Annotated in this window: 25 protein-coding genes; 13 read left to right on the top strand and 12 right to left on the bottom strand. The window is 57.2% G+C overall.

Going from position 1 to position 22,470, the window contains the following annotated elements; all coding sequences use genetic code 11:
* Positions 1 to 10 precede the first annotated feature (10 nt).
* From ACLIBF_RS10685 to osmV, 3 genes are read left to right on the top strand one after another with little or no spacing between them, the layout of a single operon-like run.
* The gene (locus tag ACLIBF_RS10685) at positions 11 to 922 is read left to right on the top strand and encodes a glycine betaine ABC transporter substrate-binding protein (protein WP_448309736.1); all 912 of its coding nucleotides are present in this window, start codon (positions 11 to 13) and stop codon (positions 920 to 922) included.
* 9 nt (positions 923 to 931) lie between these two features.
* Positions 932 to 1,579, top strand: coding sequence for an osmoprotectant ABC transporter permease OsmW (gene osmW / locus ACLIBF_RS10680; RefSeq protein ID WP_069728335.1), 648 nt, complete (start codon positions 932 to 934; stop codon positions 1,577 to 1,579).
* The gene (gene osmV, locus ACLIBF_RS10675) at positions 1,579 to 2,715 is read left to right on the top strand and encodes an osmoprotectant ABC transporter ATP-binding protein OsmV (RefSeq protein ID WP_069728336.1); all 1,137 of its coding nucleotides are present in this window, start codon (positions 1,579 to 1,581) and stop codon (positions 2,713 to 2,715) included. The genes osmW and osmV overlap by 1 nt, the downstream gene beginning before the upstream one ends.
* Before the next feature lie 44 nt (positions 2,716 to 2,759).
* Here the strand turns inward: osmV and ACLIBF_RS10670 are convergent, their stop codons facing one another.
* From ACLIBF_RS10670 to ACLIBF_RS10655, 4 genes are all read right to left on the bottom strand, one after another.
* Positions 2,760 to 4,148: a nucleobase:cation symporter-2 family protein gene (locus tag ACLIBF_RS10670; protein ID WP_279809838.1), complete on the bottom strand. Its 1,389-nt coding sequence runs from the start codon at positions 4,146 to 4,148 to the stop codon at positions 2,760 to 2,762.
* A 181-nt stretch (positions 4,149 to 4,329) separates the two neighbouring features.
* Positions 4,330 to 5,028: a dethiobiotin synthase gene (gene bioD, locus ACLIBF_RS10665; protein ID WP_031376736.1), complete on the bottom strand. Its 699-nt coding sequence runs from the start codon at positions 5,026 to 5,028 to the stop codon at positions 4,330 to 4,332.
* Positions 5,029 to 5,142: 114 nt separating this feature from the next.
* On the bottom strand, positions 5,143 to 6,360 hold the full coding sequence (mlc, locus tag ACLIBF_RS10660; protein WP_069728338.1) for a sugar metabolism global transcriptional regulator Mlc: 1,218 nt from the start codon (positions 6,358 to 6,360) through the stop codon (positions 5,143 to 5,145).
* A 130-nt stretch (positions 6,361 to 6,490) separates the two neighbouring features.
* A complete protein-coding gene (locus ACLIBF_RS10655) occupies positions 6,491 to 7,384 on the bottom strand; it encodes a LysR family transcriptional regulator (protein ID WP_159222958.1) in 894 nt (297 codons plus the stop codon).
* A 158-nt stretch (positions 7,385 to 7,542) separates the two neighbouring features.
* Here ACLIBF_RS10655 and ACLIBF_RS10650 point away from each other — a divergent pair, with 158 nt between their 5' ends.
* The 4 genes from ACLIBF_RS10650 to ACLIBF_RS10635 all read left to right on the top strand — a co-directional run bounded on the left by ACLIBF_RS10650 (position 7,543) and on the right by ACLIBF_RS10635 (position 11,171).
* Positions 7,543 to 8,733 (top strand): MFS transporter, encoded by a 1,191-nt coding sequence (locus tag ACLIBF_RS10650; RefSeq protein WP_181955990.1) that lies wholly within the window; start codon positions 7,543 to 7,545, stop codon positions 8,731 to 8,733.
* 172 nt (positions 8,734 to 8,905) lie between these two features.
* On the top strand, positions 8,906 to 9,166 hold the full coding sequence (locus ACLIBF_RS10645) for a hypothetical protein (RefSeq protein WP_069728341.1): 261 nt from the start codon (positions 8,906 to 8,908) through the stop codon (positions 9,164 to 9,166).
* A gap of 102 nt (positions 9,167 to 9,268) precedes the next feature.
* Positions 9,269 to 9,811, top strand: coding sequence for a cytochrome b561 (cybB, locus tag ACLIBF_RS10640; RefSeq protein WP_279809837.1), 543 nt, complete (start codon positions 9,269 to 9,271; stop codon positions 9,809 to 9,811).
* Positions 9,812 to 9,986: 175 nt separating this feature from the next.
* Positions 9,987 to 11,171 carry a sugar transporter gene (locus ACLIBF_RS10635; RefSeq protein WP_031376742.1) on the top strand — a complete coding sequence of 395 codons (1,185 nt, stop codon included), beginning with the start codon at positions 9,987 to 9,989 and terminating at the stop codon, positions 11,169 to 11,171.
* A 64-nt stretch (positions 11,172 to 11,235) separates the two neighbouring features.
* On the opposite strand, the gene bhsA (ACLIBF_RS10630) is transcribed toward ACLIBF_RS10635, so the two are convergent.
* Together bhsA (ACLIBF_RS10630) and bhsA (ACLIBF_RS10625) are read right to left on the bottom strand one after the other, a co-directional pair.
* The gene (gene bhsA, locus ACLIBF_RS10630) at positions 11,236 to 11,493 is read right to left on the bottom strand and encodes a multiple stress resistance protein BhsA (protein ID WP_031376743.1); all 258 of its coding nucleotides are present in this window, start codon (positions 11,491 to 11,493) and stop codon (positions 11,236 to 11,238) included.
* A gap of 24 nt (positions 11,494 to 11,517) precedes the next feature.
* Positions 11,518 to 11,775: a multiple stress resistance protein BhsA gene (gene bhsA, locus ACLIBF_RS10625; RefSeq protein WP_031376744.1), complete on the bottom strand. Its 258-nt coding sequence runs from the start codon at positions 11,773 to 11,775 to the stop codon at positions 11,518 to 11,520.
* Between the two features lie 298 nt (positions 11,776 to 12,073).
* Between bhsA (ACLIBF_RS10625) and ACLIBF_RS10620 the strand changes: the two genes are divergently transcribed.
* Positions 12,074 to 12,724: a TetR/AcrR family transcriptional regulator gene (locus tag ACLIBF_RS10620; RefSeq protein WP_069728344.1), complete on the top strand. Its 651-nt coding sequence runs from the start codon at positions 12,074 to 12,076 to the stop codon at positions 12,722 to 12,724.
* A 48-nt stretch (positions 12,725 to 12,772) separates the two neighbouring features.
* Here the strand turns inward: ACLIBF_RS10620 and rhaM are convergent, their stop codons facing one another.
* The 4 genes from rhaM to rhaB are packed head-to-tail and all read right to left on the bottom strand — an operon-like array spanning position 12,773 to position 16,651.
* Positions 12,773 to 13,087 (bottom strand): L-rhamnose mutarotase, encoded by a 315-nt coding sequence (gene rhaM, locus ACLIBF_RS10615; protein ID WP_448309732.1) that lies wholly within the window; start codon positions 13,085 to 13,087, stop codon positions 12,773 to 12,775.
* Entirely contained in the window at positions 13,077 to 13,919 is an 843-nt protein-coding gene (rhaD, locus tag ACLIBF_RS10610) for a rhamnulose-1-phosphate aldolase (RefSeq protein WP_031376747.1), read from the bottom strand. The genes rhaM and rhaD overlap by 11 nt, the downstream gene beginning before the upstream one ends.
* A 10-nt stretch (positions 13,920 to 13,929) precedes the next feature.
* A complete protein-coding gene (locus tag ACLIBF_RS10605; protein ID WP_279809835.1) occupies positions 13,930 to 15,186 on the bottom strand; it encodes an L-rhamnose isomerase in 1,257 nt (418 codons plus the stop codon).
* Positions 15,179 to 16,651: a rhamnulokinase gene (gene rhaB / locus ACLIBF_RS10600; RefSeq protein WP_279809834.1), complete on the bottom strand. Its 1,473-nt coding sequence runs from the start codon at positions 16,649 to 16,651 to the stop codon at positions 15,179 to 15,181. The genes ACLIBF_RS10605 and rhaB overlap by 8 nt, the downstream gene beginning before the upstream one ends.
* Before the next feature lie 295 nt (positions 16,652 to 16,946).
* On the opposite strand from rhaB, the gene rhaS reads away from it, so the two are divergent.
* On the top strand, positions 16,947 to 17,768 hold the full coding sequence (gene rhaS / locus ACLIBF_RS10595) for an HTH-type transcriptional activator RhaS (protein ID WP_031376750.1): 822 nt from the start codon (positions 16,947 to 16,949) through the stop codon (positions 17,766 to 17,768).
* A gap of 11 nt (positions 17,769 to 17,779) precedes the next feature.
* The gene (gene rhaR / locus ACLIBF_RS10590) at positions 17,780 to 18,652 is read left to right on the top strand and encodes an HTH-type transcriptional activator RhaR (RefSeq protein ID WP_031376751.1); all 873 of its coding nucleotides are present in this window, start codon (positions 17,780 to 17,782) and stop codon (positions 18,650 to 18,652) included.
* Between the two features lie 49 nt (positions 18,653 to 18,701).
* Here the strand turns inward: rhaR and rhaT are convergent, their stop codons facing one another.
* Positions 18,702 to 19,736, bottom strand: coding sequence for an L-rhamnose/proton symporter RhaT (rhaT, locus tag ACLIBF_RS10585; RefSeq protein ID WP_046288307.1), 1,035 nt, complete (start codon positions 19,734 to 19,736; stop codon positions 18,702 to 18,704).
* 360 nt (positions 19,737 to 20,096) lie between these two features.
* On the opposite strand from rhaT, the gene ACLIBF_RS10580 reads away from it, so the two are divergent.
* Positions 20,097 to 20,420 carry a hypothetical protein gene (locus ACLIBF_RS10580; protein WP_031376753.1) on the top strand — a complete coding sequence of 108 codons (324 nt, stop codon included), beginning with the start codon at positions 20,097 to 20,099 and terminating at the stop codon, positions 20,418 to 20,420.
* Positions 20,421 to 20,466: 46 nt separating this feature from the next.
* The gene (locus ACLIBF_RS10575; RefSeq protein ID WP_008925225.1) at positions 20,467 to 20,565 is read left to right on the top strand and encodes a YoaK family small membrane protein; all 99 of its coding nucleotides are present in this window, start codon (positions 20,467 to 20,469) and stop codon (positions 20,563 to 20,565) included.
* Between the two features lie 3 nt (positions 20,566 to 20,568).
* On the opposite strand, the gene ACLIBF_RS10570 is transcribed toward ACLIBF_RS10575, so the two are convergent.
* Positions 20,569 to 20,835, bottom strand: a complete 267-nt coding sequence (locus tag ACLIBF_RS10570; protein ID WP_031376754.1) for a DksA/TraR family C4-type zinc finger protein — start codon at positions 20,833 to 20,835, stop codon at positions 20,569 to 20,571.
* A gap of 196 nt (positions 20,836 to 21,031) precedes the next feature.
* Between ACLIBF_RS10570 and aldA the strand changes: the two genes are divergently transcribed.
* Entirely contained in the window at positions 21,032 to 22,468 is a 1,437-nt protein-coding gene (gene aldA, locus ACLIBF_RS10565) for an aldehyde dehydrogenase (RefSeq protein WP_279809833.1), read from the top strand.
* Positions 22,469 to 22,470: the final 2 nt, after the last annotated feature.

The following is a 22,470-nucleotide window of genomic DNA, read 5'->3' as shown; positions in this document are numbered from 1 at the left end:
GAACTTTGCGATGCTAACGCGCTGGATTAAACAGAGTGCACTTGCCGTGATGGCGACGCTGGCCCTGAGCCAGACTGTACAGGCCGCCGCCCCGCTGGTGATGGCGACCAAGAGCTTTACCGAGCAGCATATCCTGTCGGCAATGACGGTGATGTGGTTAGAGAAAAAGGGCTTTGAGGTGATCCCGAAGCGCAATATCGCCACCACCATCGGCCGTAATGCGCTGCTGAACAAGCAGATCGACATGACCTGGGAATATACCGGTACGTCGTTGATCATCTTTAACCATATCAGCCAGCCGATGTCTTCTGAGCAGGCGTATGAAACGGTGAAGAAACTTGATGCGAAGCTGGGGCTGGTATGGCTGAACCCGGCTCCGATGAACAATACCTACGCCTTTGCCATGACCCGGCAGCGGGCGGAAAAAGAGGGGATCACCACCCTGTCGCAGCTGGTGACGAAGCTGGAGCAGGTGCGTAAACAGGACCCGGAACACAACTGGCGACTGGGGCTGGATCTGGAATTCTCCGGCCGCTCAGACGGCATGAAGCCGTTGCAGAAGACCTACAACATGGCGCTGGATCGACCGCAGATCCGTCAGATGGACCCCGGACTGGTCTATAACGCTATTCGTGATGGCTTCGTCGATGCCGGTCTGATCTATACCACCGACGGCCGGGTGAAAGGGTTCGACCTGAAAGTGCTGGAGGATGATAAGCACTTCTTCCCGAGCTATAACGTCACGCCGGTGGTGCGCAAAGATGTGCTGGAGAGCCATCCGGGACTGGAAGCGGCGCTGAATGAGCTTTCACAGCTGATTACCGATGAGTCGATCACCGAAATGAATAAGCGGGTCGATATCGATCACCAGTCACCGGAACAGGTGGCGCGTGATTTCCTTAAATCCAAAAACATGCTGTAAGGAGGCACTGTGGATACCCTTCACTACATCATGGATAACTGGAACAGCCTGCTGACGCTTAGCTGGCAGCACACCTGGCTGGTGCTGGTCGCGGTTGGGCTGGCGATTGTGATTGGCGTGCCGCTTGGCATTCTGATTGTCCGGGTCCGCTGGCTGGCGACGCCGATCCTCGGTATCGCCACCGTGGTGCTGACCATTCCGACCATCGCGCTATTTGGCCTGATGATCCCGCTGTTTTCAATCATCGGTCAGGGCATTGGCGCCCTGCCGGCGATTACCGCGGTGTTTCTCTACTCGCTGCTGCCGATTGTGCGTAATACCCATACCGCGCTGGAGAACCTGCCCGACGGCCTGCGCGAAGCCGGTCGCGGCATCGGCATGACCTTCTGGCAGCGATTACGCTGGGTGGAAATTCCGATGGCCCTGCCGGTGATTTTCGGCGGTATCCGCACCGCGGTAGTGATGAACGTCGGCGTCATGGCGATTGCCGCGGTGATTGGTGCCGGTGGCCTGGGTCAGCTGTTGCTCGACGGCATCAGCGGCAGTGATATTCGTATGTTGATAGCCGGGGCGTTAATGATTTGCCTGCTGGCGATTGTTCTTGACTGGCTGCTGCACCGTTTGCAGCAGGCGCTGACTCCTAAGGGAATTCGATAATGATTACACTGGAAAACCTGACGAAAACCTTTACCCAGAAAAACGGCACCACCATGAAAGCGGTGGATAACGTTAGCCTGGAAGTGCCAGCCGGTGAGATGTGCGTGCTCCTGGGGCCATCGGGCTGCGGCAAAACCACGACTCTGAAGATGATTAACCGCCTGATCCCCGCCACCAGCGGCCGCATCCTGATCAATGGCGAAGATACCAGCACTCAGGACACCACCACGCTGCGCCGTAACATCGGCTATGTGATCCAGCAGATTGGCCTGTTTCCCAACATGACCATCGAAGAGAACATTACCGTGGTGCCGCGCATGCTGGGCTGGGATAAGAAACGCTGCCGGGAGCGCGCCACCGAGTTGATGAGCATGGTGGCGCTGGATCCGAGCAAGTTCCTGCATCGCTACCCGCGTGAAATGTCGGGTGGCCAGCAGCAGCGTATTGGGGTGATCCGCGCGCTGGCGGCTGATCCTCCGGTGCTGCTGATGGATGAGCCTTTTGGTGCGGTCGACCCGATCAACCGTGAAGTCATCCAGAACGAATTTCTTGATATGCAGCGTCAGCTGAAGAAAACCGTGATGCTGGTGAGTCATGACATCGATGAAGCACTGAAGCTCGGTGACCGAATCGCGGTGTTTGGTCAGGGTAAAATTGTGCAGTGCGCCAGCCCGGACGAGCTGCTGGCAACACCAGCCAACGACTTTGTCGGATCGTTTGTCGGTCAGGACCGGACGCTGAAACGCCTGCTGCTGGTGCAGGCGGGTGACGTCACCGATCAGCAGCCCACCATCACCGTACAGCGATCAACCTCACTGGAAGAAGCCTTCGGCACCATGGATGACAATGATATGCGCTCAATTACCGTGGTGGATGAAGATGGCAAGCCGCTCGGCTTTGTGAAACGGCGTGAGGCGCGTAACGCCAGCGGCCGCTGTGAAGAGCGCCTGCACACCTTTAAGGTGACCGGCAAAGCGGAAGAGAACCTGCGCGTCGTGCTGTCAAAACTGTATGAGCACAACACCGTCTGGATGCCGATTGTCGATGAAGAGGGTCGCTACAGCGGTGAGATCTCACAGGATTACATCGCCGATTACCTCAGCTCAGGCCGCACCCGCCGCCGCCTGAACCCGTAATCGCTCTCACCGCTAAGTGAAAAAGGGCCGTAATGGCCCTTTTTTTATGCCTGCTCTTCGCTGCCGCTCAGCGCTTTGGCCGGTACGACAGAGACGGCGCGCGCTTCCTCAGGTAATACCATATTCAGCAGAATGGCCAGCAAACCGCCGGTAGTGACCGCATGACCAAACAGGGTGTTGATCAGCGGTGGTAACTGTTTCAGCACTTCCGGCACCGCTTCAACGCCCAGGCCGACGCCGAAAGAAACCGCGACGATCAGCATCTCACGGCGTCCTAAAGGCGTTTGCGTCATCACCCGGATGCCGGCGGCAACTACGCTGCCGAACATCACGATGGTGGCCCCGCCCAGCACCGGCGGCGGAATTTGCTGTAACAGAGAGCCGACCGCCGGGAACAGACCAAGCAGCACCAGCATCAACCCCAGCACCATTCCGACATAGCGGCTGGCCACGCCGGTCATCTGGATCACCCCATTGTTTTGCGCAAAGGTGGTGTTCGGGAATGCCGAGAAAATGGCTGCCAGCAGACAGCTGACGCCGTCAGCCATAATGCCGCCCTGCAGACGCTGCTGGAACGCGGTGCCGCCGATCGGCTGTTGTGATATCAGGCAATTGGCGGTGAGATCGCCCACCGCTTCAATCACCGCGATCACCGACACCAGCGCAATCGGCAAGAAAATGGTCCAGTCAAAGGCAAAGCCGAACTTAAACAGCGCAGGCAGCACCAGCGCCGCGCTGTGGTCCGGCGCTTTCAGTTGCAGATGGCCGGTTAACGCTGCCGCGATGCAGCCCACTACAATTCCGGCCACGACCGCCACCAGTCTGGTCCAGCGGTTACGCGCACGATTGAGCGCCACGATCACCAGCAGCGTCAGCGCGCCCAGCGCCAGATTGCCGGGAGCACCAAAATCACGGGCGTTGTGACCGCCAGCCCAGTCGGTGATACTGACTTTGATCAGGCTGATACCAATCAGGGTAATGACCGTGCCGGTCACCACCGGGGTCAGCACTTTGCGTAACGGACCGACGCAGCGGCTAATCAGAATTGGGATCAGCGCTGCCACCAGATTGCAGCCGAACAGCATCGCCATGATCTCTTCTGGCGATCCGCCGCGCGCCTTCACCATCAGGCCGCCTGACAGCAGCACCCCCAGAAAGGCGAAGCTGGTTCCCTGCAGGCAGATCATCCCGGCTCCGACGCCGAAAAAGCGCCGGGCCTGTAAAAACGTGCCAAGGCCCGAGACCAACAGTGACATGCTGATCAGGTAGGGAATATAGGCCTGTAGCCCCAATACCGAACCGATAATCAGCGGCGGAGTGATGATGCCAACCACGCTGGCCAGCAGATGCTGCAGGGCGGCGAAAAACGCCGGGACGGGACCAATACGGGCATCCAGCCCATATAACAAACTTTGCTCGTGTGATTGCGACATGACGGTGCTCCGGCAACAGTGATTAGCCGGATTAATGCATTTTTTGCGCCATTACCTCAGCGTCATCTCGCCTCTCAGGCCAGGTAACTGAAAAATCGGGATAAAATTTCCTGATGTGGCCGGTGGCGAACCTGCAACTTTACGTTCACCACCGGGGAAGATGACTTGTTTTGTTTCATGATCAGGCGATCTTTGCACTCACATGATGCAGGCTGGGCCGATCCAGCAGTGAGATATCGATGTAGGCGGTCAGATCGCGTTGTTCGGCACGCGGCAGGTACGGCAGTTCACCCAGCAGCGGTGCCGGGATTTTTTCACGCAGCACTTCGATGATATCGCTGTATTGCGCCAGGCCCGGATTGATGCGGTTGGCAACCCATCCAACCAGCGGCAATCCATCCTGCCGGATAGCTTCAGCCGTGAGCAACGCATGGCTGATACAGCCAGACTGAATCCCCACCACCAGCACTACCGGTAACTGCTGCTCAATCACCCAGCCAGAGAGTGGACGCGCATCATTCATCAGGCTGCGCCAGCCGCCGGTGCCCTCCACTACCACCCGATCTGCCTGCTCCGTCAGGCTATTCAGCCCCTGCGTCAGTAATTCGTAGTGGATCACCTGACCGCTATGGGTAGCGATCTCCTGTTCCTCAAACAGCAGTGGATTGATGGCCTGATACGGCAGCGCAACAGAAGAGGCACTTTGCAGCACCTGCGCATCTTTATTGCGCAGGCCGTCAGCGGTTTTTACTGCGCAGCGCGCCACGGGTTTGTATCCGACTGCGCTGAGGTTTGCTTTGATAAAACTTTGTAGCAGCGCACGCGATACCACGGTTTTACCGACTGCGGTGTCGGTGCCGGTAACAAATAGTCTCTTCACTCTACTTCTCCTCTCAAACCGGTTACGGCTAATCGGCGATTAACCCTACTAATAATCCGCATTTTAAGGAATGGAAGATGAGAACAGATTGCGTTAGCGCAAGATTAGTCAGGCTTAACCTTGCAATAGCTTCACTAACAGGTAACCGCTATAGAGTGCATCTTTGATCAGCGCCGCGCCGCCCAGCGTTCCCGGCTCGCTAAACGCAGTGGGTGCCAGCTGAATACTGGCACTGTAAGCGGGCAGCGACTGTTGCAGAATGGTGTTGCTGACCGCCGGAAACAGCACGTCTGCCGCGGCATTGAGCGGTGAACCGATAAGAATATGTTGCGGATTAAAGATATTCACCATCATCGCCAGGATGCGGCCCACATGATGACCAACGCTGGCAATGGTGTCGCGCGCCAGTCGATCGCCGGACTGCGCCGCCGCACAGAGTGATGCCAGCGTCAGCGGCTGATTGTGCAGCAGGCTGTCAGGCTGGGTCGGCAGACGCTGAGCGGCCAGCGCCAGCAGACTGCCGATGCTGGCCACCGTCTCGAGGCAGCCGTGGTTGCCGCAATAGCACTGCTGGCCGTAGGGATCGATCTGGGTATGGCCGATTTCCACCAGCGCCCGGCCGCGTTTATGCAGCAGTTGCCCGCCGCTGATCACGCCAGCCCCGACCGTTTCATCAATCACAATCTGAATCACATCTTCTGCGCCGCGTGAGGCACCAAACAGCGATTCTGCCAGCGTCCAGGCGGAAATATCATGCTGAACAAATACCGGTACCCCGGTGCGGGCCGCCAGCGCATCGCCGAGCGGCATGTCGCGTACCTGATATCCGGGCAAACGGTGCACCACGCCAGAAGCGGCATTAATCAATCCTGGCAGGGTCACGGCGATGGCGGTCAGGCGTTCCAGCTGCTGCTGGTGACGAATAAAGAAGGCGTCAACCTGGTCGATTAGTGCGGTCAGCAGCGGCTGAGCCGATTCATCCGGCAGCGGCAGGCTATCCTCCACCAGTTCCCGGCTGCTAAGGTCGCGCAGGGTAAAGGTCATGGCGCCACGGTGCAGGCGAATCGCCAGATAGTGCCAGGCGTCAGTGTCGAGGATCAGCCCAATCGCCGGACGGCCGCGGCTGCCTGGCTCCTGAAACTCCGTCTCCTGCACCAGATGGGCATCCAGCATTTCACGCACGATTTTAGTGATGCTGGCTGGCGCGAGCTGGGCGCGTCGGGAAAGTTCGATACGCGAAATAGGACCGAATTGATCAATTAATCGATAAACGACGCCTGCATTGGTTTGCTTAATTTGGTCAATATGGCCAGGTTGACTGTCCAGATTCACAACCCTGCTCCCGGTTATTTTCGCGCTTCTAAATAAACATGCGTCATGGTGAGGCAGATCAGGCGGCAGCGTCAAATATTTGATTAGAAATGTGATTTATCGCACACATTGTCGTCGGGACCGGCCAGAGTTACGCCTTTTTTTGCTGCAGTAACGTCATCATATGGCGCATCTGCTCATTTATTTCGCGCTCTGCGGACCAGACTAACCACAGTTCAGAAATAGCATCACTTTCTGCCAGCGGCAGCCAGATGACATCAGCCAGCTGCGCCCGGCGAAATGAGGCGGGCAAAATTGACACGCCCAGCCCGGTCGCCACCAGACCGAGAATGGTCATCGCCTCACCCACTTCCTGGGTGATGTAGGGCTTAATCTGGTAGCGGTGAAGCAGCGCCAGGATGTCGCTGTAGAGTGCGGTCCCGACCTGCGGATCGAAAAACACAAACGGCTCAGCCGCCAGCGCACTGACCGAAATCCTGTCTGCCGTGGCCAGCGGATGCGCCCAGTGCACCACCGCATACAGCGGTTCACTCAACAGCAGCTGGTGGCGCAAATCTGCCGGCAGCGGCGTGTTGCGCATCACGCCGAGATCGAGCCGCCCGTCATGCAGCGGGGCCAGCTGCTGGCGGGTGTTGATCTCCTGCATCTGAATATGCACCTGCGGCCAGCGCTGGCGAAACTGGTACAGCGCATCGGACACCACCGCGGTAAACGGCGCTGAGGAGGTAAAGCCGATACGCAGCTCTCCCTCTTCGCCACGATGCAGCCGCGCCGCCCGGTCAGCCGCCTGTTCCACCTGCAACAGAATGGTGCGCGCATCCTGCAGTAACTGCTGACCGGCGGCCGTGAGCTGCACGCTGCGGTTGGTACGATTAAACAGCCGGGCACCGGTTTCAGTCTCAAGCTGAATAATCTGTTGACTGAGCGGCGGCTGAGAAATATTCAGCCGCAGCGCCGCCCGGCCAAAATGCAATTCTTCGGCGACCGCAATGAAATAGCGCAGATGGCGCAGCTCGATATTCATATCTTTAACGTCTTATTTGAGATTATTAATATATTAGACATCATAATCAGCCTTTTCTAAGCTGACGACAGGTTTTTTATCACTAAGGAAAGATTGTGGGTCGCACTACTCATGCAGGAACCGTTGCGGATGACGCAGGATGCAGATCGCCAGAATCGCTGGCTGCATCGGGCTGGATTACCCGCGGAACGCCGCAGTTTATGCGCGTCACGCTGGCCCTGTTTTCAGCCGGTCTCGCCACCTTTGCCCTGCTCTACTGTGTCCAGCCAATATTGCCGGTGCTGTCGCAGCAGTTTGGCGTGTCGCCCGCGACCAGCAGCCTGTCACTCTCCATCTCCACCGGACTGATGGCGCTGGGCCTGCTGGTGACCGGCCCGCTGTCTGATGCGGTCGGACGCAAGTCTGTAATGGTCACCGCGCTGATGCTGGCCGCCCTCTGTACCCTGATCTCCGCCACCATGACCAGCTGGCACGGCATTCTGATCATGCGCGCATTGATGGGCCTGGCGCTGAGCGGGGTCGCCGCAGTCGGCATGACCTATCTGAGTGAAGAGATGGACCCGCGGGTGGTGGCGTTCTCAATGGGGCTGTACATCAGCGGTAATTCCATCGGCGGCATGAGTGGCCGCCTGCTGAGCGGGGTGCTGACCGACTTTTTCTCATGGCGGGTGGCGATTGCGGTTATCGGCTGCTTTTCCCTGGCTTCAGCGGTGATGTTCTGGAAAATCCTGCCGGCGTCGCGCCATTTCCGCGCCACCTCTCTGCGCCCCCGTAACCTGCTGATTAATTTTCGTCTGCACTGGCGCGATGAAGGGCTGCCGTGGCTGTTTGCAGAAGGCTTTCTGCTGATGGGAGCCTTTGTCACGTTGTTTAACTACATCGGCTACCGTTTACTGGATGCGCCCTGGCATCTCAGCCAGGCAGTGGTGGGTCTGCTGTCGGTGGTCTACCTCACCGGCTCATGGAGTTCGCCGAAAGCGGGTGCGTTAACCAGCCGGCTGGGACGGGGGCCGGTGATGCTCGGCGCTACCGCGATTATGCTGGCTGGCCTGTTGTTCACTGCCTTTAATTCGCTGTGGCTGATTTTGCCCGGCATGATGCTGTTCACCGCCGGTTTTTTTGCCGCCCATGCGGTTGCCAGCAGCTGGATTGGTCCACGAGCCCGCCGTGCGCGCGGTCAGGCTTCTTCACTCTATCTGTTCAGCTATTACGTCGGGTCCAGCGTGGCCGGGACGCTGGGCGGGGTGTTCTGGCATAACTATGGCTGGATGGGTATCACGCTGTTTATCAGCGCCCTGCTACTGCTGGCTCTGCTGGTGGCCTGGCGGTTGCAGTGTAAAAAGCTTTGATCCCCTGTTCCCTCTGAATTGCTGGCCCGGCCACTGCGCCGGGCGATTTTATCTGCGCTGTTGAGACAACTTTCAGGGCCAGCCGGAACATAATGTGCTTTTCCCGCTATAATCGGTCTGATTGTGACATTTGCTTACTTCTGTCGCTTAACACAGCAAAAAAGGACCGCCTGTGGCTCTCTACTATTACGTGAACAAACAATCAGGTTACAACCATAACCATGTGGTGCATGCTGCGGGCTGCCCCTTCCTGCCCGCGCCGGCTGACCGGCTGTTTCTCGGCAGTTTTTACCACGTCAATGCGGCTATCCTGCAGGCCAAAAAGTATTATTCTGGCGCGATGGGCTGTGAAACCTGCTGTCCATCCCCTCGCCATTCCGATGCTGATCCACAGCCTGGTGTGGCCCTGAAACATACCCTGACCTCACGTTAGCCTGACCGCGATTGAGCAAGGCTCGCGCTGCGCTAATTTGTTAAGATTTTCCGCCATTTTCCGTTATGTTAGAACTCCTGATTCTCTTTAACGGGTTTTACCATGCGGGAAAAGTTTGCGGGCTCTCAGATCGCCCTTCACTGGCTGACCTTTTTACTGGTGGCGACGGCCTACGCCACCATTGAACTGCGCGGTTTTGCTCAGCGCGGTTCATGGCAGGGTTATGCGATGATCATCACCCATTTCAGCGCGGGCGCGTCGGTGCTGGTGTTGATGATTGCTCGTCTGGTGCTGCGTACCCGGCATCGTTCTCCGCCGATTGTTCCTGCCGCCCGACGCTGGCAGACCGGGCTGGCACATCTGACTCACACCCTTATCTATGCGCTGTTTATTACTCTGCCGATACTCGGTCTGACATCACGCTATCTGAAAGGCCGTGAATGGTGGCTGTTTGGCATCAGCATGCCGGTGGCGGCGGAACCCAATTTTGATCTGGCGGATATGCTGATTGGCTGGCATGAGACGCTGGCTCCGCTTGGATACTGGTTAATCGGACTGCACGCGGCGGCGGCGCTGTTTCATCATTATCTGCTGAAAGACAACACCCTGATGCGCATGATGCCGGCACGGCGACGCGGTCAATAACCTCAGGCTATCGCCCTGCCACAGGGCGATAAAAAATATTCAGGATTAAAAACGGTTTATAAGGTTCCTCTTCCCGGTTTATTCACTACAATAGTCAGTAATTTGTGACGCAGGTCACTTTCGCTGGATGTTTCTGCCACATCCGAATTCGCTGTTCTGACTGATTTGACTCCTCATGCAATCAACGACTGTTTCACGTAAAACTGCCTGGCTTCGCGTGGTGTTGCTGGCTATTGCCGCTTTTGTTTTCAACACCACCGAATTTGTGCCGGTTGGCCTGCTATCGGATATCGCAGCTGATTTCTCGATGCAGACCGCTGATGTCGGCATTATGCTCACCATCTATGCCTGGGTGGTGGCGCTGCTCTCGCTGCCGCTGATGCTGCTGACCCGCAATATTGAGCGACGAATGCTGCTCGGCGTGCTGTTCCTGATTTTTATCATCAGCCATGTGCTGTCAACCGTGGCGTGGGACTTCCGTTCGCTGATCGTCTCGCGTATCGGTATCGCGCTGTCGCACGCGGTGTTCTGGTCGATCACCGCATCGCTGGCGATCCGCGTCGCCCCGGCGGGCAAGAAAACCCAGGCGCTGAGCATGCTGGCAACCGGTACGGCGCTTGCGATGGTGCTGGGCGTGCCAATTGGCCGCGTGGTGGGTCAGTATCTCGGCTGGCGTACCACCTTTGGTGCCATTGGCCTCTCGGCGCTGGTGCTGATGATTATGCTGGTGCGGATCCTGCCGCGTCTGCCGAGTGAACATACCGGTTCACTGAGCAGCGTGCCGATGCTGTTCCGTCGTCCGGCGTTAGTCAGTATGTATCTGCTGGTGACGCTGGTGGTGACCGCGCACTACACCGCTTATAGCTATATCGAACCCTTTATGCAGGCGGTGGCCCACTCGGGTGAGAACTTCACCACCCTATTGCTGCTGCTGTTCGGATCGGCCGGCATTATCGGCAGCGTACTGTTCAGTTCGCTGGGTAATAAATTCCCCTCTGGTCTGCTGATCGCCGCCATCGCGCTGATTACACTTTGCATGGGACTGCTGATTTTTGCTGCGGTCCGTCCTGCTGCAATCTCCACCCTGTGTGTGATCTGGGGAATGGCGATGATGATGATTGGCCTGGGCATGCAGGTACGGGTGCTATCACTGGCGCCTGATGCCACAGACGTTGCGATGTCGCTGATGTCGGGTATTTATAATATCGGCATTGGCGCAGGTGCGCTGTTGGGTAATCAGGTCAGTCTGCATCTGCAGATGGCGGATGTGGGCAATGTCGGTGGGATGATCGGTCTGGTCGCGCTGTTGTGGTGTGTCTATATCTTCCGCCGCTACCCGCAATTACGCAGTAACGGCTAGAAAAAAGGCTTCAGATAAGTGGTTATCTGAAGCCTGTTTCATCTTATTTATAAATGACTGCGGTTTACTTATAAATGACTGCGGTGCCATGCAGGTTGTTGTTGCCAGAGGTCGAAGTGATGCGGAAAGACTTTGCACCGACATCGCTGGCCCGGTCTGACAGTTGCTGTTCCAGCGAGGTCAGGTTGGTGCTACCTGTCGCGCTGATCACGCCAATTTTTTGCTGATCGAGCGGCGATTGAGTGACCTGCTGAGCCGCCACGCTGGCAAAGGAGAGGCTGCCGAGTAGCGCAGCCACCACCATCATACTGATACTTTTCATAACGAACCCCTTCTCAACAGTTAATTACTGATAAATCACGGCGGTGCCGTGCAATTTGTTCTGACCACTGGTTGAGGTGATACGGAATGATTTGGCACCCGCTTCATCCGCTTTGGCATTTAGCTGCGCTTCAAGGGAATTGAGGTTGCTGCCGCCCTGGACAGAAATGGTGCCAACCGGCTGCTGGTTGATTGGGTCGCTGCTGACCTGATCAGCGGCGAATGCGCCAAATGTCAGGGTAGAAAGTGCCAGTGCGGCCAGACTCAGTTTGATGCTTTTCATAGGTTGCTCTCTCAATATTCGGTAGTGGAAAAATGTGTGTCGTTATTTAATTAACGATCATTAACTAAATGATAGGCCCGATTATGGTCAGCCGTCAATATTTATTTAATGAGCGTTATTTTATTCGCGAAGTGGCGTGATTATGGGCTTCAGCCCCCTTTTTCACTTAACCTTAGGGGCGATATCCGCGCGCCGTCGCACAAAATGGCAACCGCCTTCAGCGCAGAATGCGCCAGCCCTTGCACAATTTATTAATGATCGGTAATTTAATAGGGTGTTTCACAACCCGTGAGGATATATGAGCCAGGTTCAGGATTGCGATGTGAAGAAGTGCCGCGGTCGGCCAAAAGTTTTCGACCGTGAAGCTGCGCTCGATAAAGCGCTTACCCTGTTCTGGACCCACGGTTATGAGGGGACCTCGCTGGCCGATCTGGTAGCGGCAACCGGGGCGAAAGCGCCCACGCTCTACGCCGAGTTTGTCAATAAAGAGGGGTTGTTCCGGGCCGCGATGGAGCGCTACGTGGAGAAATTCAGTGCCTGGCGTGACGCGGCGCTCGGCAATGATGCGTTGCCGGTCGATCAGGCGATCGAGGGTTATTTCCGTGCAACCGCCGCCTGCTTTACCGATCGCGATTCGCCCGGCGGCTGTTTCTTTATCTGCACCTCCACCACCCTGTCAGCGGCTTCTGCCGAGATCGCCAGCATGTTGCAGCAGCAGCATCAGTCGCAGGAGAGTACGCTTAGCGACTTTCTGCTGACCCGCCAGCAGCGTGGTGAACTGAGCGAATCAGTGAATATCGCGGCGCTCGCGCGCTATCTGGGCTGTATGCTGCAAGGCATGTCGGTGCGGGCGCGTGAAGGGGTGCAGCGGGACGATCTCGACAGCATCATTGATACACTGATGGCGATGTGGCCGACGCTGACCGGACTCTGTCAGCATAAAGCGTAAATAAAATCAGGGCGGCGATTGCCGCCCTTGTTGCTTTTCAGGCCGTCCTCATTTGAGGAAGAAAACCGGCTTTAACGGCTGACTGACCGGACTGTTGTCCTGATTTGACGGCATCAGGTCTTTCATTGATGCCCACCAGCGCTGACATACTTCGGTGCGGGCAACCGCCTCCCAGCGCGCTTCCGACTCAATCTCAACGCTGGCAAACAGCAGATTACGCTCCGCATCCAGCCAGATAGCATAGTTGTGCGCCCCGTGCGCCTTCAGCGTTTCTGCCAGCTCCGGCCAGATCGGCGAGTGGCGTCGCTGATATTCGGCGTGGCAATCCGCAATCACCTGCATCACAAAGGCTCTACGAAGCATTGGCAGGCCCCACATCCAGCGCAGCCTGCCACGGATTGACCCCGAAGCGTTCACCCAGCGCCACCAGTTGTTCGGTAGTGATACTCTGGCGGATGCCACCCATCGACAGCACCTTGACGATCACTTCAGAGGATTTTTCGGCGGTATCGATCAGGCCAAAGGTTTCATCCAGGGTCGGCCCGCTGCCAAAGATGCCGTGGAACGGCCACATTACCAGGCTATGCGACTGCATCTGCTCCGCCGTGGCGGCCCCGATACCGTCAGTGCCGGGCACCATCCACGGCAGAATGCCGACGCCATCCGGGAATACCACCAGACATTCCGTGCTGCCTTCCCACAGCAAGCGGGTAAAACGCGCCGAATCCAGTTCAACCACATAACTTAACGCCATAAAATGGGTGGCGTGGCAATGCATGATCACCCGATCAGCGCCGTTGCTGACCGCTTTACGCACGCCGTGCGACTGGAAGTGTGAGGCGAGTTCAGAGGTTGGCAGGCCGCCATTCGACAGCCCCCAGTGAATTTTGAATGAGAGTCCTTTGTCATCGACCTGCAGCAGCGCCAGGCAATCGGCGGGATCGAGTTGCACGTTGCGGAAGAACTTGCCCGATCCGGTCACCAGGAACCAGCAGTTTGCCAGCGCAGGCGCCGGCTGTGTCAGTTCAATGCAGCGCGGCTCCGGATAGAAATCGGCCGCAAAAGGTTTCACCTCCTCCTCCAGCAGACGCAGACTGACGTTCCCACCGTTACGCTCATCCCAGCCCTTCAGCCACATATCACTGGTGGCTTTGACCATTCCCTTAACAAACCAGGAAGAAAGAATGCTTTGCATAGTGAATTCCTTAACGTTGGCTCAAGATGTGTTGTTCGTAGTGACGGACATCGCTCAGCCAGCTGGCATCGGCTGGCACGTCGTGGCGCAGGCACCACACTTCCCAGATCGCCTGCCACGGCAGTGATTTCTGCTCTTCCAGCAGCGCCAGTCGGGCGGTGTAATCGCCTGCCGCTTCGACCTGGCGCAGGCGATCGGTCGGTTCCAGCAGGGCGCGCAGCAGCGCTTTTTTGGCGTTGCGGGTGCCGATGACCCAGGCTGCAATGCGGTTGATGGAGGCATCAAAGAAGTCGAGCCCGATGTGCACTTTGTCAAACAGCTGATGGCGAACAATCTCACTGGCGATCGCCTGGGTCTCATCATCGAGCAGCACCACGTGATCGCTGTCCCAGCGCACCGGCCGGCTGACGTGCAACAACAGACGCGGCACGTAGAGCATGGCGGCGGAGATTTTATCGGAGATCACTTCAGTCGGATGGAAGTGGCCGGCATCCAGCGTCAGCGCGGTCTGACGGCTGGCCGCGTAACCGAGGAAAAACTCGTTGGAGCCCACGGTGTAGCTTTCAGCGCCGATACCAAACAGCTTGCTCTCCACCGCATCGATGTGATGTTGCGGATTCAGTTTTTCGGCGATGATTTCATCCAGCGCGCTCATCAGTCGCTGGCGCGGTGCCAGCCGATCGATGGTGATATCTTTCATGCCGTCGGGCACCCAGATATTCATCACCGACGGGGTGCCCAGCTGCTCACCAAACGAGGCGGAAACCCGGCGGCTGGCTTTACAGTGATCGATCCAGAACTGACGAACGGTTTTATCAGCATGTGACAGGGTAAAACCGTCGGCACTCAGCGGATGTGAAAAGCAGCTGGGATTGAAGTCGAGTCCCAGCTTATGCTCTTTGGCCCAGCTGACCCAGTTGGCAAAGTGTTCCGGCTCAATCTCATCACGCGCCACCGGTTTGTCACTTTCCAGATAGATGGCGTGCAGATTGAGACGTTTCGCGCCGGGGATCAGCGACATCGCTTTGTCGATATCGTTACGCAGTTCACCGGCATTACGGGCGCGTCCCGGATAGTTGCCGGTCGCCTGAATACCGCCGGTTAATGCGCCCTGCGGGTTTTCGAAGCCCCGCACATCATCCCCCTGCCAGCAGTGCATTGAGACCGGAATCGCATCCAGCTGACGGATGGCCTGTTCAACATCCACCCCAATGTCGGCGTAGCGTTGTTTAGCCAGTTCAAAAGCCTGTTCAATCTGCTTAGTCATAAGCGAGTTCCTTAGCGGGTTGGCTCAGCGCCGTGAAACGTGCCTGACTGGCACCAAAGGCGCTATTTGTTTGCGGTTCAAAGGTTTTGAGCGGAAAATTGTTGACCACGCAGCAGCGGAAATCGGCCACATCGGTCAGTTCGCCGAGCGCGATCAGCTGACATCCCACGTTGCCGAGGGTTGAGGCTTCAATCGGTCCGGCCAGCACCGGAATCTGACAGGCATCGGCGCACAGTTGATTGAGAAAGTGGTTCTGGCTGCCGCCGCCGACCACATGCAGTTGCCGGAAAGGTTTACCGCGCAGCTGCGCCAGTTCGGCGATCACTTCACGGTAGAGCAGCGCCAGGCTGTCAAAAATGCAGCGTGCCAGCGCGGCGGCGGATTGCGGCACCGGCATGCCCTGCTCTGCACAGGCGTTCTGGATTTCATTGACCATGCTGTCCGGATTGATGAAGCGCGCATCGTTCGGGCTGATCAGCGACACGCAGGCCGGTTGCCGTTCGGTTTGGTCGATCAGCTGGCTGAGATCGTCGATATGTAGCTCATCACAGACGCGCTGCAGCAACCATAATCCCATGATGTTCTTCAGCACGCGGTAGCCTTCAGCGCCGCCTTCATTGGTAATGTTGGCCCGTAACGCCGCCTCCGACGCGTAAGGTTGCAGGCTTTCAAAGCCCATTAACGACCAGGTGCCGGAACTGAGATAGGCGGCATCTTCCTGCATCAGCGGCGTCGCCACCACCGCGCTGGCGGTGTCGTGGGTGGCGACGGCAATCACCGGAATCGCCGCGCCGTGGGCGTTATGCCAGTGGCCGACCGTGTTGCCGGGTGCCCGTGGCTGGCCGAACCAGGCCGCATCAACACCGGCCCAGCCCAGCAGCTCGCGATCCCATTCGCCGCTGTCGATATTCAGCATCTGCGTGGTAGTGGCGTTGGTATATTCCCAGTTGAGATTACCGGTCAGGCGATAGTGCAGATAGTCCGGGATCATCAGTGCGTGTGCGACGCGGGCCTGCCAGTCGGGCTGCTGCTGATGCAGTGCGCGCATCTGATACAGCGTATTAAACGGCAGGAACTGAATGCCGGTGCGGGCATAGATCGCGCTGTGGCTCAGATCGCGCTGCGCCTGCTCCATCAGGCCGTGGGTACGGGCATCACGGTAGCTGACGGCTTCGCCGACCTGCTCGCCACAGGCATCCAGCAGCACCATATCCACGCCCCAGGTATCAATCCCGATGCTGTCCGGCACCACGCTTTCTGCATCCAGCTGCGCCAGACCGGCACGGATTTCCTGCTCCAGCAGCGCCACATCCCAGCAGTCATAGCCGGCACGGCGCTGACGGGTATTTGCGAAACGCCGGACCTGCCGCAGACTGAGGTGGCGCTGTGCGGCATCCCAGTGTGCGAGCATTACCCGTCCGCTGGATGCGCCGAGATCGATAGCAACAATATTTCGCGTGGTCATGGCAGCATTTTTTCCTGTGATTTGATGGTCACAGAGTAGAAATCCTGGCGGGCTGCCACCTTCCCGACAGTGCCAGCAGCCCCCCTCCGCTGGCAGACTTGCAAAGAACTTCGTGAGAGAGATCACAGAGACGGCAGCCGGGGCGATGTGACCCCTGCCGCAAATTTATTAACTGCTGAGGATTTCTTGAATAATCAGCAGGATTCCTGCTGAGATGAGCGGAAAATTCAAGGTAAGGTAGCCACGTCCTGTTTAGACTCCGTTACAGCTTTGTTAACAGTAGCGAGAGGCGACGATGACCATTTTGCACAGTGCGGATTTTTTCCCTGAAGGCGATTACGCGATAGCCATTGAGCCGCGCGTCCCGCAGCAGGCCTTCCCGGAGCATCATCATGATTTTCATGAAATTGTGCTGGTTGAGCACGGGTCGGGCATTCATGTGTTTAACGGTCAGCCGCAAACACTGTGCGCCGGCTGCGTCTGTTTTGTCCGCGACCACGACCGTCATCTGTATGAGCAGACCGAGAATCTCTGCCTGACTAACGTGCTGTACCGCAGCCCCGGCGCTTTCCGTTTTCTTTCCGGACTACAGGCGCTGCTGCCCTGTGACAAGGATGGACAGTATGCGTCGCACTGGCGCATCAATCATAAAGTGATGAGTCAGGCGCTGAGCGTGGCAAGCCAGATGCGCCAGGATGATACCTGGTCGCTGGAGAAGCAGGCACGCCAGGAGCAGCTGTTTTTACAACTGCTGGTGCTGTTACGTGAAGCGTGTCGTGACGAGCAGAGCCAGGATCAGGAAGCGCGACTGCATCGCTTGCTTGACTGGCTGAACGATCATTACAGTGATGAGATCGTCTGGGATCAGCTGGCCGACCGTTTTTCCCTGTCGCTGCGCACGCTGCATCGGCAGATGAAGCAACAAACCGGCAGCACACCGCAGCGTTATCTGAACCGGTTGCGGTTGTTGCAGGCGCGGCATTTACTGCGTCACAGTGATATACGCATTACGGATATCGCCTTTCAGTGTGGATTTGGTGACAGCAACCACTTCTCCACCCTGTTCAGGCGCGAATTTGGTTGCGCGCCGCGAGCGGAGCGCCAGCAGATGGGGTAAAGGAGCACAGTATGGCGTTGATACTCAGCCGGGATGATTATTTTCCTGCCACCAGCTTACCGGTGGCGGTAGCCGAACGGATGCCCCAACCTTCTTTCCCGCCGCACCGACACGAATTCAGCGAAATCGTGATTGTCTGGCGCGGCAACGGCCTGCACGTCCTCAACGATCGCCCGTGGCTGATTACCTGTGGCGACGTTTTTTATATCCGCGACAGTGACTGCCACAGCTATGACAGCGTCAACGATCTGGTGCTGGATAATATCCTCTACTGCCGTGACCGCTTTAGCCTCGGGCTCGACTGGAATCAGCTGTTGCCGCCGCAAGGCGCTGATGCACCCGGCTGCTGGCGTCTGACCACGCGCGGCATGGCGCTGGCGCGCGGGGTGATTGGTCAGCTGGAGCGTGAAAGCCGCAAAAGCGATCCGCTGTCGGTGCAGCTATCAGAAGCACTGTTTTTGCAGCTGGCGCTGATCCTGCGCCGTCATGGCTATGCCGCCGATCGCCCGTGGGCGTTGCCGGAAGGTGAACAGTTAGATTTGCTGATGTCGGCATTACAGGGCGCGATTGCCCGTCCGTTTGATCTGGCCGAATTTTGCCAGCATAATCAGCTGAACGAGCGGGCGCTCAGGCAGCTATTTCGTCAGCAGACCGGCATGACGATCGGACATTATCTGCGTCAGCTCCAGCTCTGTCAGGCGAAGTATTTGCTGCGCACCCAGGATTGTCTGATTGGTGAAGTGGCCGCCCGCTGCGGCTTTGATGACAGTAACTATTTTTCGGTGGTGTTTACCCGCGATACCGGCCTGACCCCCAGCGCCTGGCGTCAGCGTTTTATCTCATCCGGGCAGACGCTGAAAAACACCGACACCGAATCGCAATAATGCGAGCCTGGGATGCAGGCTCGCATTGCGCAGTTTTCCGCTGATCCGATCAGGCGGCCATGCCGAGCCCAACGATGTTGGCTGCGATAATGATCACCACACAACCAATCGATAACACCCCGACCGGCCGACGCCCCACTGACTTCCACTCTTTCATCAGTAAGCCGACCAGCCCGCCGCACAGCACGTAAAGACTCATGTGCAGCATCCAGCTGACGTAATCATACTGCGCCGGAATACGCGCATGGCCCCAGGCGTAGAAGAAGAATTGCAGATACCACATGGTGCCGCCGAGCACGGCAAAGGCGACGTTCGCCAGCAGCAGCGGTTTCGCCACCGAGAGATCCTTGCGCACTGACAGCTCTGGCCGGGTTGCCAGCCGGTAGAAACAGAAGGCCAGGTTGACCAGCGCCCCGCCGCCCATAATCACCACGTAGCTCGGTAGCGCGACATACAGCGGATCGATACCCAGCTGCGCCGCCGCCTGGTGCATCGGTTTCGCCGCATCCATAGCGAATGACATCCCGGCAGAGAAAATACCGCACATCACCGCCAGCACCAGCCCTTTCTTCAGATTAAATTCCTGCGCGTTAATCCCCAGCGCCCGCTCTTTCAGCAGGCCAGCACGCGAGACGATCGCCACGCCAACCAGCGCCACCAGCACGCCCAGCAGAGTTAAGCGTCCACCGGCAGAGGCAAACAGCTCACCAAAGCGGCCCTGCAGCAGCGGCGTCATCAGGGTGCCGACCACCAGCGTGATGCCAATGGCGATGCCAATCCCCATCGACATGCCGAGATAGCGCATGGTCAGGCCGTAGTTGATGTTGCCCACGCCCCACATGGCGCCGAACAGAAACACCGGCAGCAGCTGCGCCAGACTAAAGCTGCTGTAATAAGCGCGGAAGTCGGGCAGCAAAATCGCACTCACCACCCACGGCAGGATCAGCCACGACATCAGGCCACCGACCGACCACATGGTTTCCCATGACCATCTTTTCACCTGTTTAAACGGCGCGTAGAAACACGCGGCACTGGCAGCTCCGACAAAATGCCAGAAGATGCCGGCAATAATGGCACTGTTCATTGTTTTTTCCTGGTTAGGTTGAGGCCTGACGGAAACCCAACGATTTCCGCTTAGCAGGCAGTCTACGGTTTGCAGGAATTCCTCAGCCTTTGAATGAATGCCGGATGCCGCCGCCTGTTGGCAAAATCTCCGCGTTATTCCCGTTAAGGATCACAAATTCATCTTTGTCAGAGTGCCGGATGGCTTTCCGCTTAAGTGGTTTATTATTCTATGTTTTTTGTGTTTTTGCTGTGTGGCGCAGCACATTATCGATCTGGCTGCCATGCGCACGATCATTTTGGCAAAACAACAAAGAAGCCTTTCCTTACGGCGGCCAGGGTCGTATAAACTGGGGAAAATTGATCGAATTCAGGGATTGGGATGACGACTAAGTGGTTAACACTGTTTCTTTCACGTTCAGTCAGTCAGGTGATGCTGGATGACCTGCGGGCGATTCTGCCGGCCGAGGCGATAAAGGTATTTGTGAATGGGCTGGAGGATGCGCAGTACGCGACCCTTGAATGTATTCAGGCGGAACAGCACTGCGCGTTGATCGCCTCAGCGATTGTGGTGTGGCGTCAGCTGGGTCACATTCACCACATCGTGTTCAACAAGGGTGAACTGCTGCGTGAGGTGAATGACGCGACCCAGTTCCAGCTCTTTACCCTGCTGAAAACCCACCGCGCAGTCTTGCACCTGTCGTGATAAGATCGCCCGCCTTACACTCCCCTCTGTTTGCAGCAGGAAAATCATGAGAATTGGAATCCTCTTTCCTATCGCCATCATCGTGGCGGGCGTCGGCTTTCTGGCGTGGTTTATTGGCAGCGGTCTGGCGATGCCAGGGTCCTGACATCTAACGTAACTGGCTATCTTTACTGCCACGACGGTTATATAAACTGCTGTTCTGCTGCTGTTTGTCGATTTTCTCCTGACAGGACACGCAGTAGCGCACGCCTTTCAGCGCCTTACGGCGCGCCTCGGGAATCGGTTCGCCACAGAGTTCACATTCGGTGGCGCTTTCGCCGTGGCCGATTGATTGCCGGACACGTTCGATGCCGTCGTTAACGGTGCTGTCGATCTGCTCCTGCACGGCGCCTTCAGACGCCCATCCGTTTGCCATGATGTCCCCCTCTTTTTACCTCTTCGCTCTGTTAAATCTACAACAATTTGCCGTTTTTGCCGTAAAACGCGCCGATATCTGTGATTGGTTGCCAGCCGCCTTACGCTGCTGGCAATCAGCTAAAGGTCGCTCCGCCGGATCTGCCTCACTCTTTAATTACATTATTGCAACGCACCGATAGCGGAGAGACCTGCGAATGACAACACATCATCAACATTACATTAATGGCGAGTTTGTCGCCGATCACAACGATAAGTGGATTGAGGTGATTAATCCGGCCACCGAAGCGCTGCTGTCGCGTATTCCGCAGGGCAGCGCCGCAGATGCACAACGCGCGATCCTCGCCGCCGAAGCGGCGCAGCCGCAGTGGGAAGCGTTGCCTGCGGTTGAACGTGGCGTCTGGCTGCACAAAATCGCCACGGCGATCCGCGCACGTGAACCGCAACTGACGGCCACCATTGTGGCTGAAGGTGGCAAAACCCAGGGGCTGGCGCAGACCGAAGTGCTGTTTACCGCGGATTACCTCGACTATATGGCTGAGTGGGCGCGACGCTATGAGGGTGAAATCATCAACAGCGATCGGCCAAACGAAAATATCTTCCTGTTTAAAAAGGCCATCGGCGTCACCACCGGCATTTTACCGTGGAACTTCCCGTTCTTCCTGATTGCACGCAAAGCGGCACCGGCACTGATTACCGGCAATACTATTGTGATCAAACCCAGCGAACTGACGCCAAATAACGCCGCGATATTCGCCGATATTTTACACACCCTGGGCCTGCCAGCCGGGGTGATCAATTTCGTTTATGGCTACGGTCCGGAAGTCGGACAGGAGCTGGCGGCGAATCCTAAGGTCGGCCTGGTCAGCCTGACCGGCAGCGTCGGTGCTGGCGTTGCCACCATGCAGGCTGCGGCCAAAAATGTGACCAAAGTGTCGCTGGAGCTGGGAGGGAAAGCCCCGGCGATTGTGATGGATGATGCTGATATCGACCTGGCGGTGCGGGCAATCGTCAGCTCAAGGATGATCAACAGCGGCCAGGTGTGTAACTGTGCGGAGCGCGTCTATGTGCAGGACGGCATTTACGATCGCTTTATCGCCGCGCTGACCGCCGCCTTCCGGCAGGTGAAACTGGGCGATCCGGCTCAGCACAGCGATATTGATATGGGACCGCTGATTAACGCCGCGGCCCTGCAGCGTGTCGAACAGAAAGTGGCCAATGCGGTTGCGGCTGGCGCAACGGTGGTACTGGGCGGCAAACGGGTCGGCGATCAGGGCTTCTTTTTTGAGCCGACGCTGATCACCGGGGTACGTCAGGAGATGGAGATCATGCAGGAGGAGATTTTTGGTCCGGTGTTGCCGGTGATGCGCTTCAAAACGCTGGACGAGGCGATCGCGCTGGCTAACGACTGCCAGTATGGCCTGACCTCTTCGCTCTATACCCGGGATATCAACACCACCATGAAGGCGCTGCGTCAGCTGAAGTTTGGCGAAACCTACGTTAACCGCGAAAACTTCGAGGCGATGCAGGGCTTTCATGCTGGCTGGCGTAAATCAGGCGTTGGCGGGGCCGACGGCAAACATGGGCTGGAAGAGTTCCTGCAGACCCACGTTGCCTATCTGCAGTTCAGCTAAGC

The sequence above is a fragment of the Pantoea sp. PGP6 genome (genome assembly GCF_053474785.1).
The sequence above is the reverse complement of the archived record's forward strand: the minus strand, read 5'-3'. Positions and strand labels throughout refer to the sequence as shown.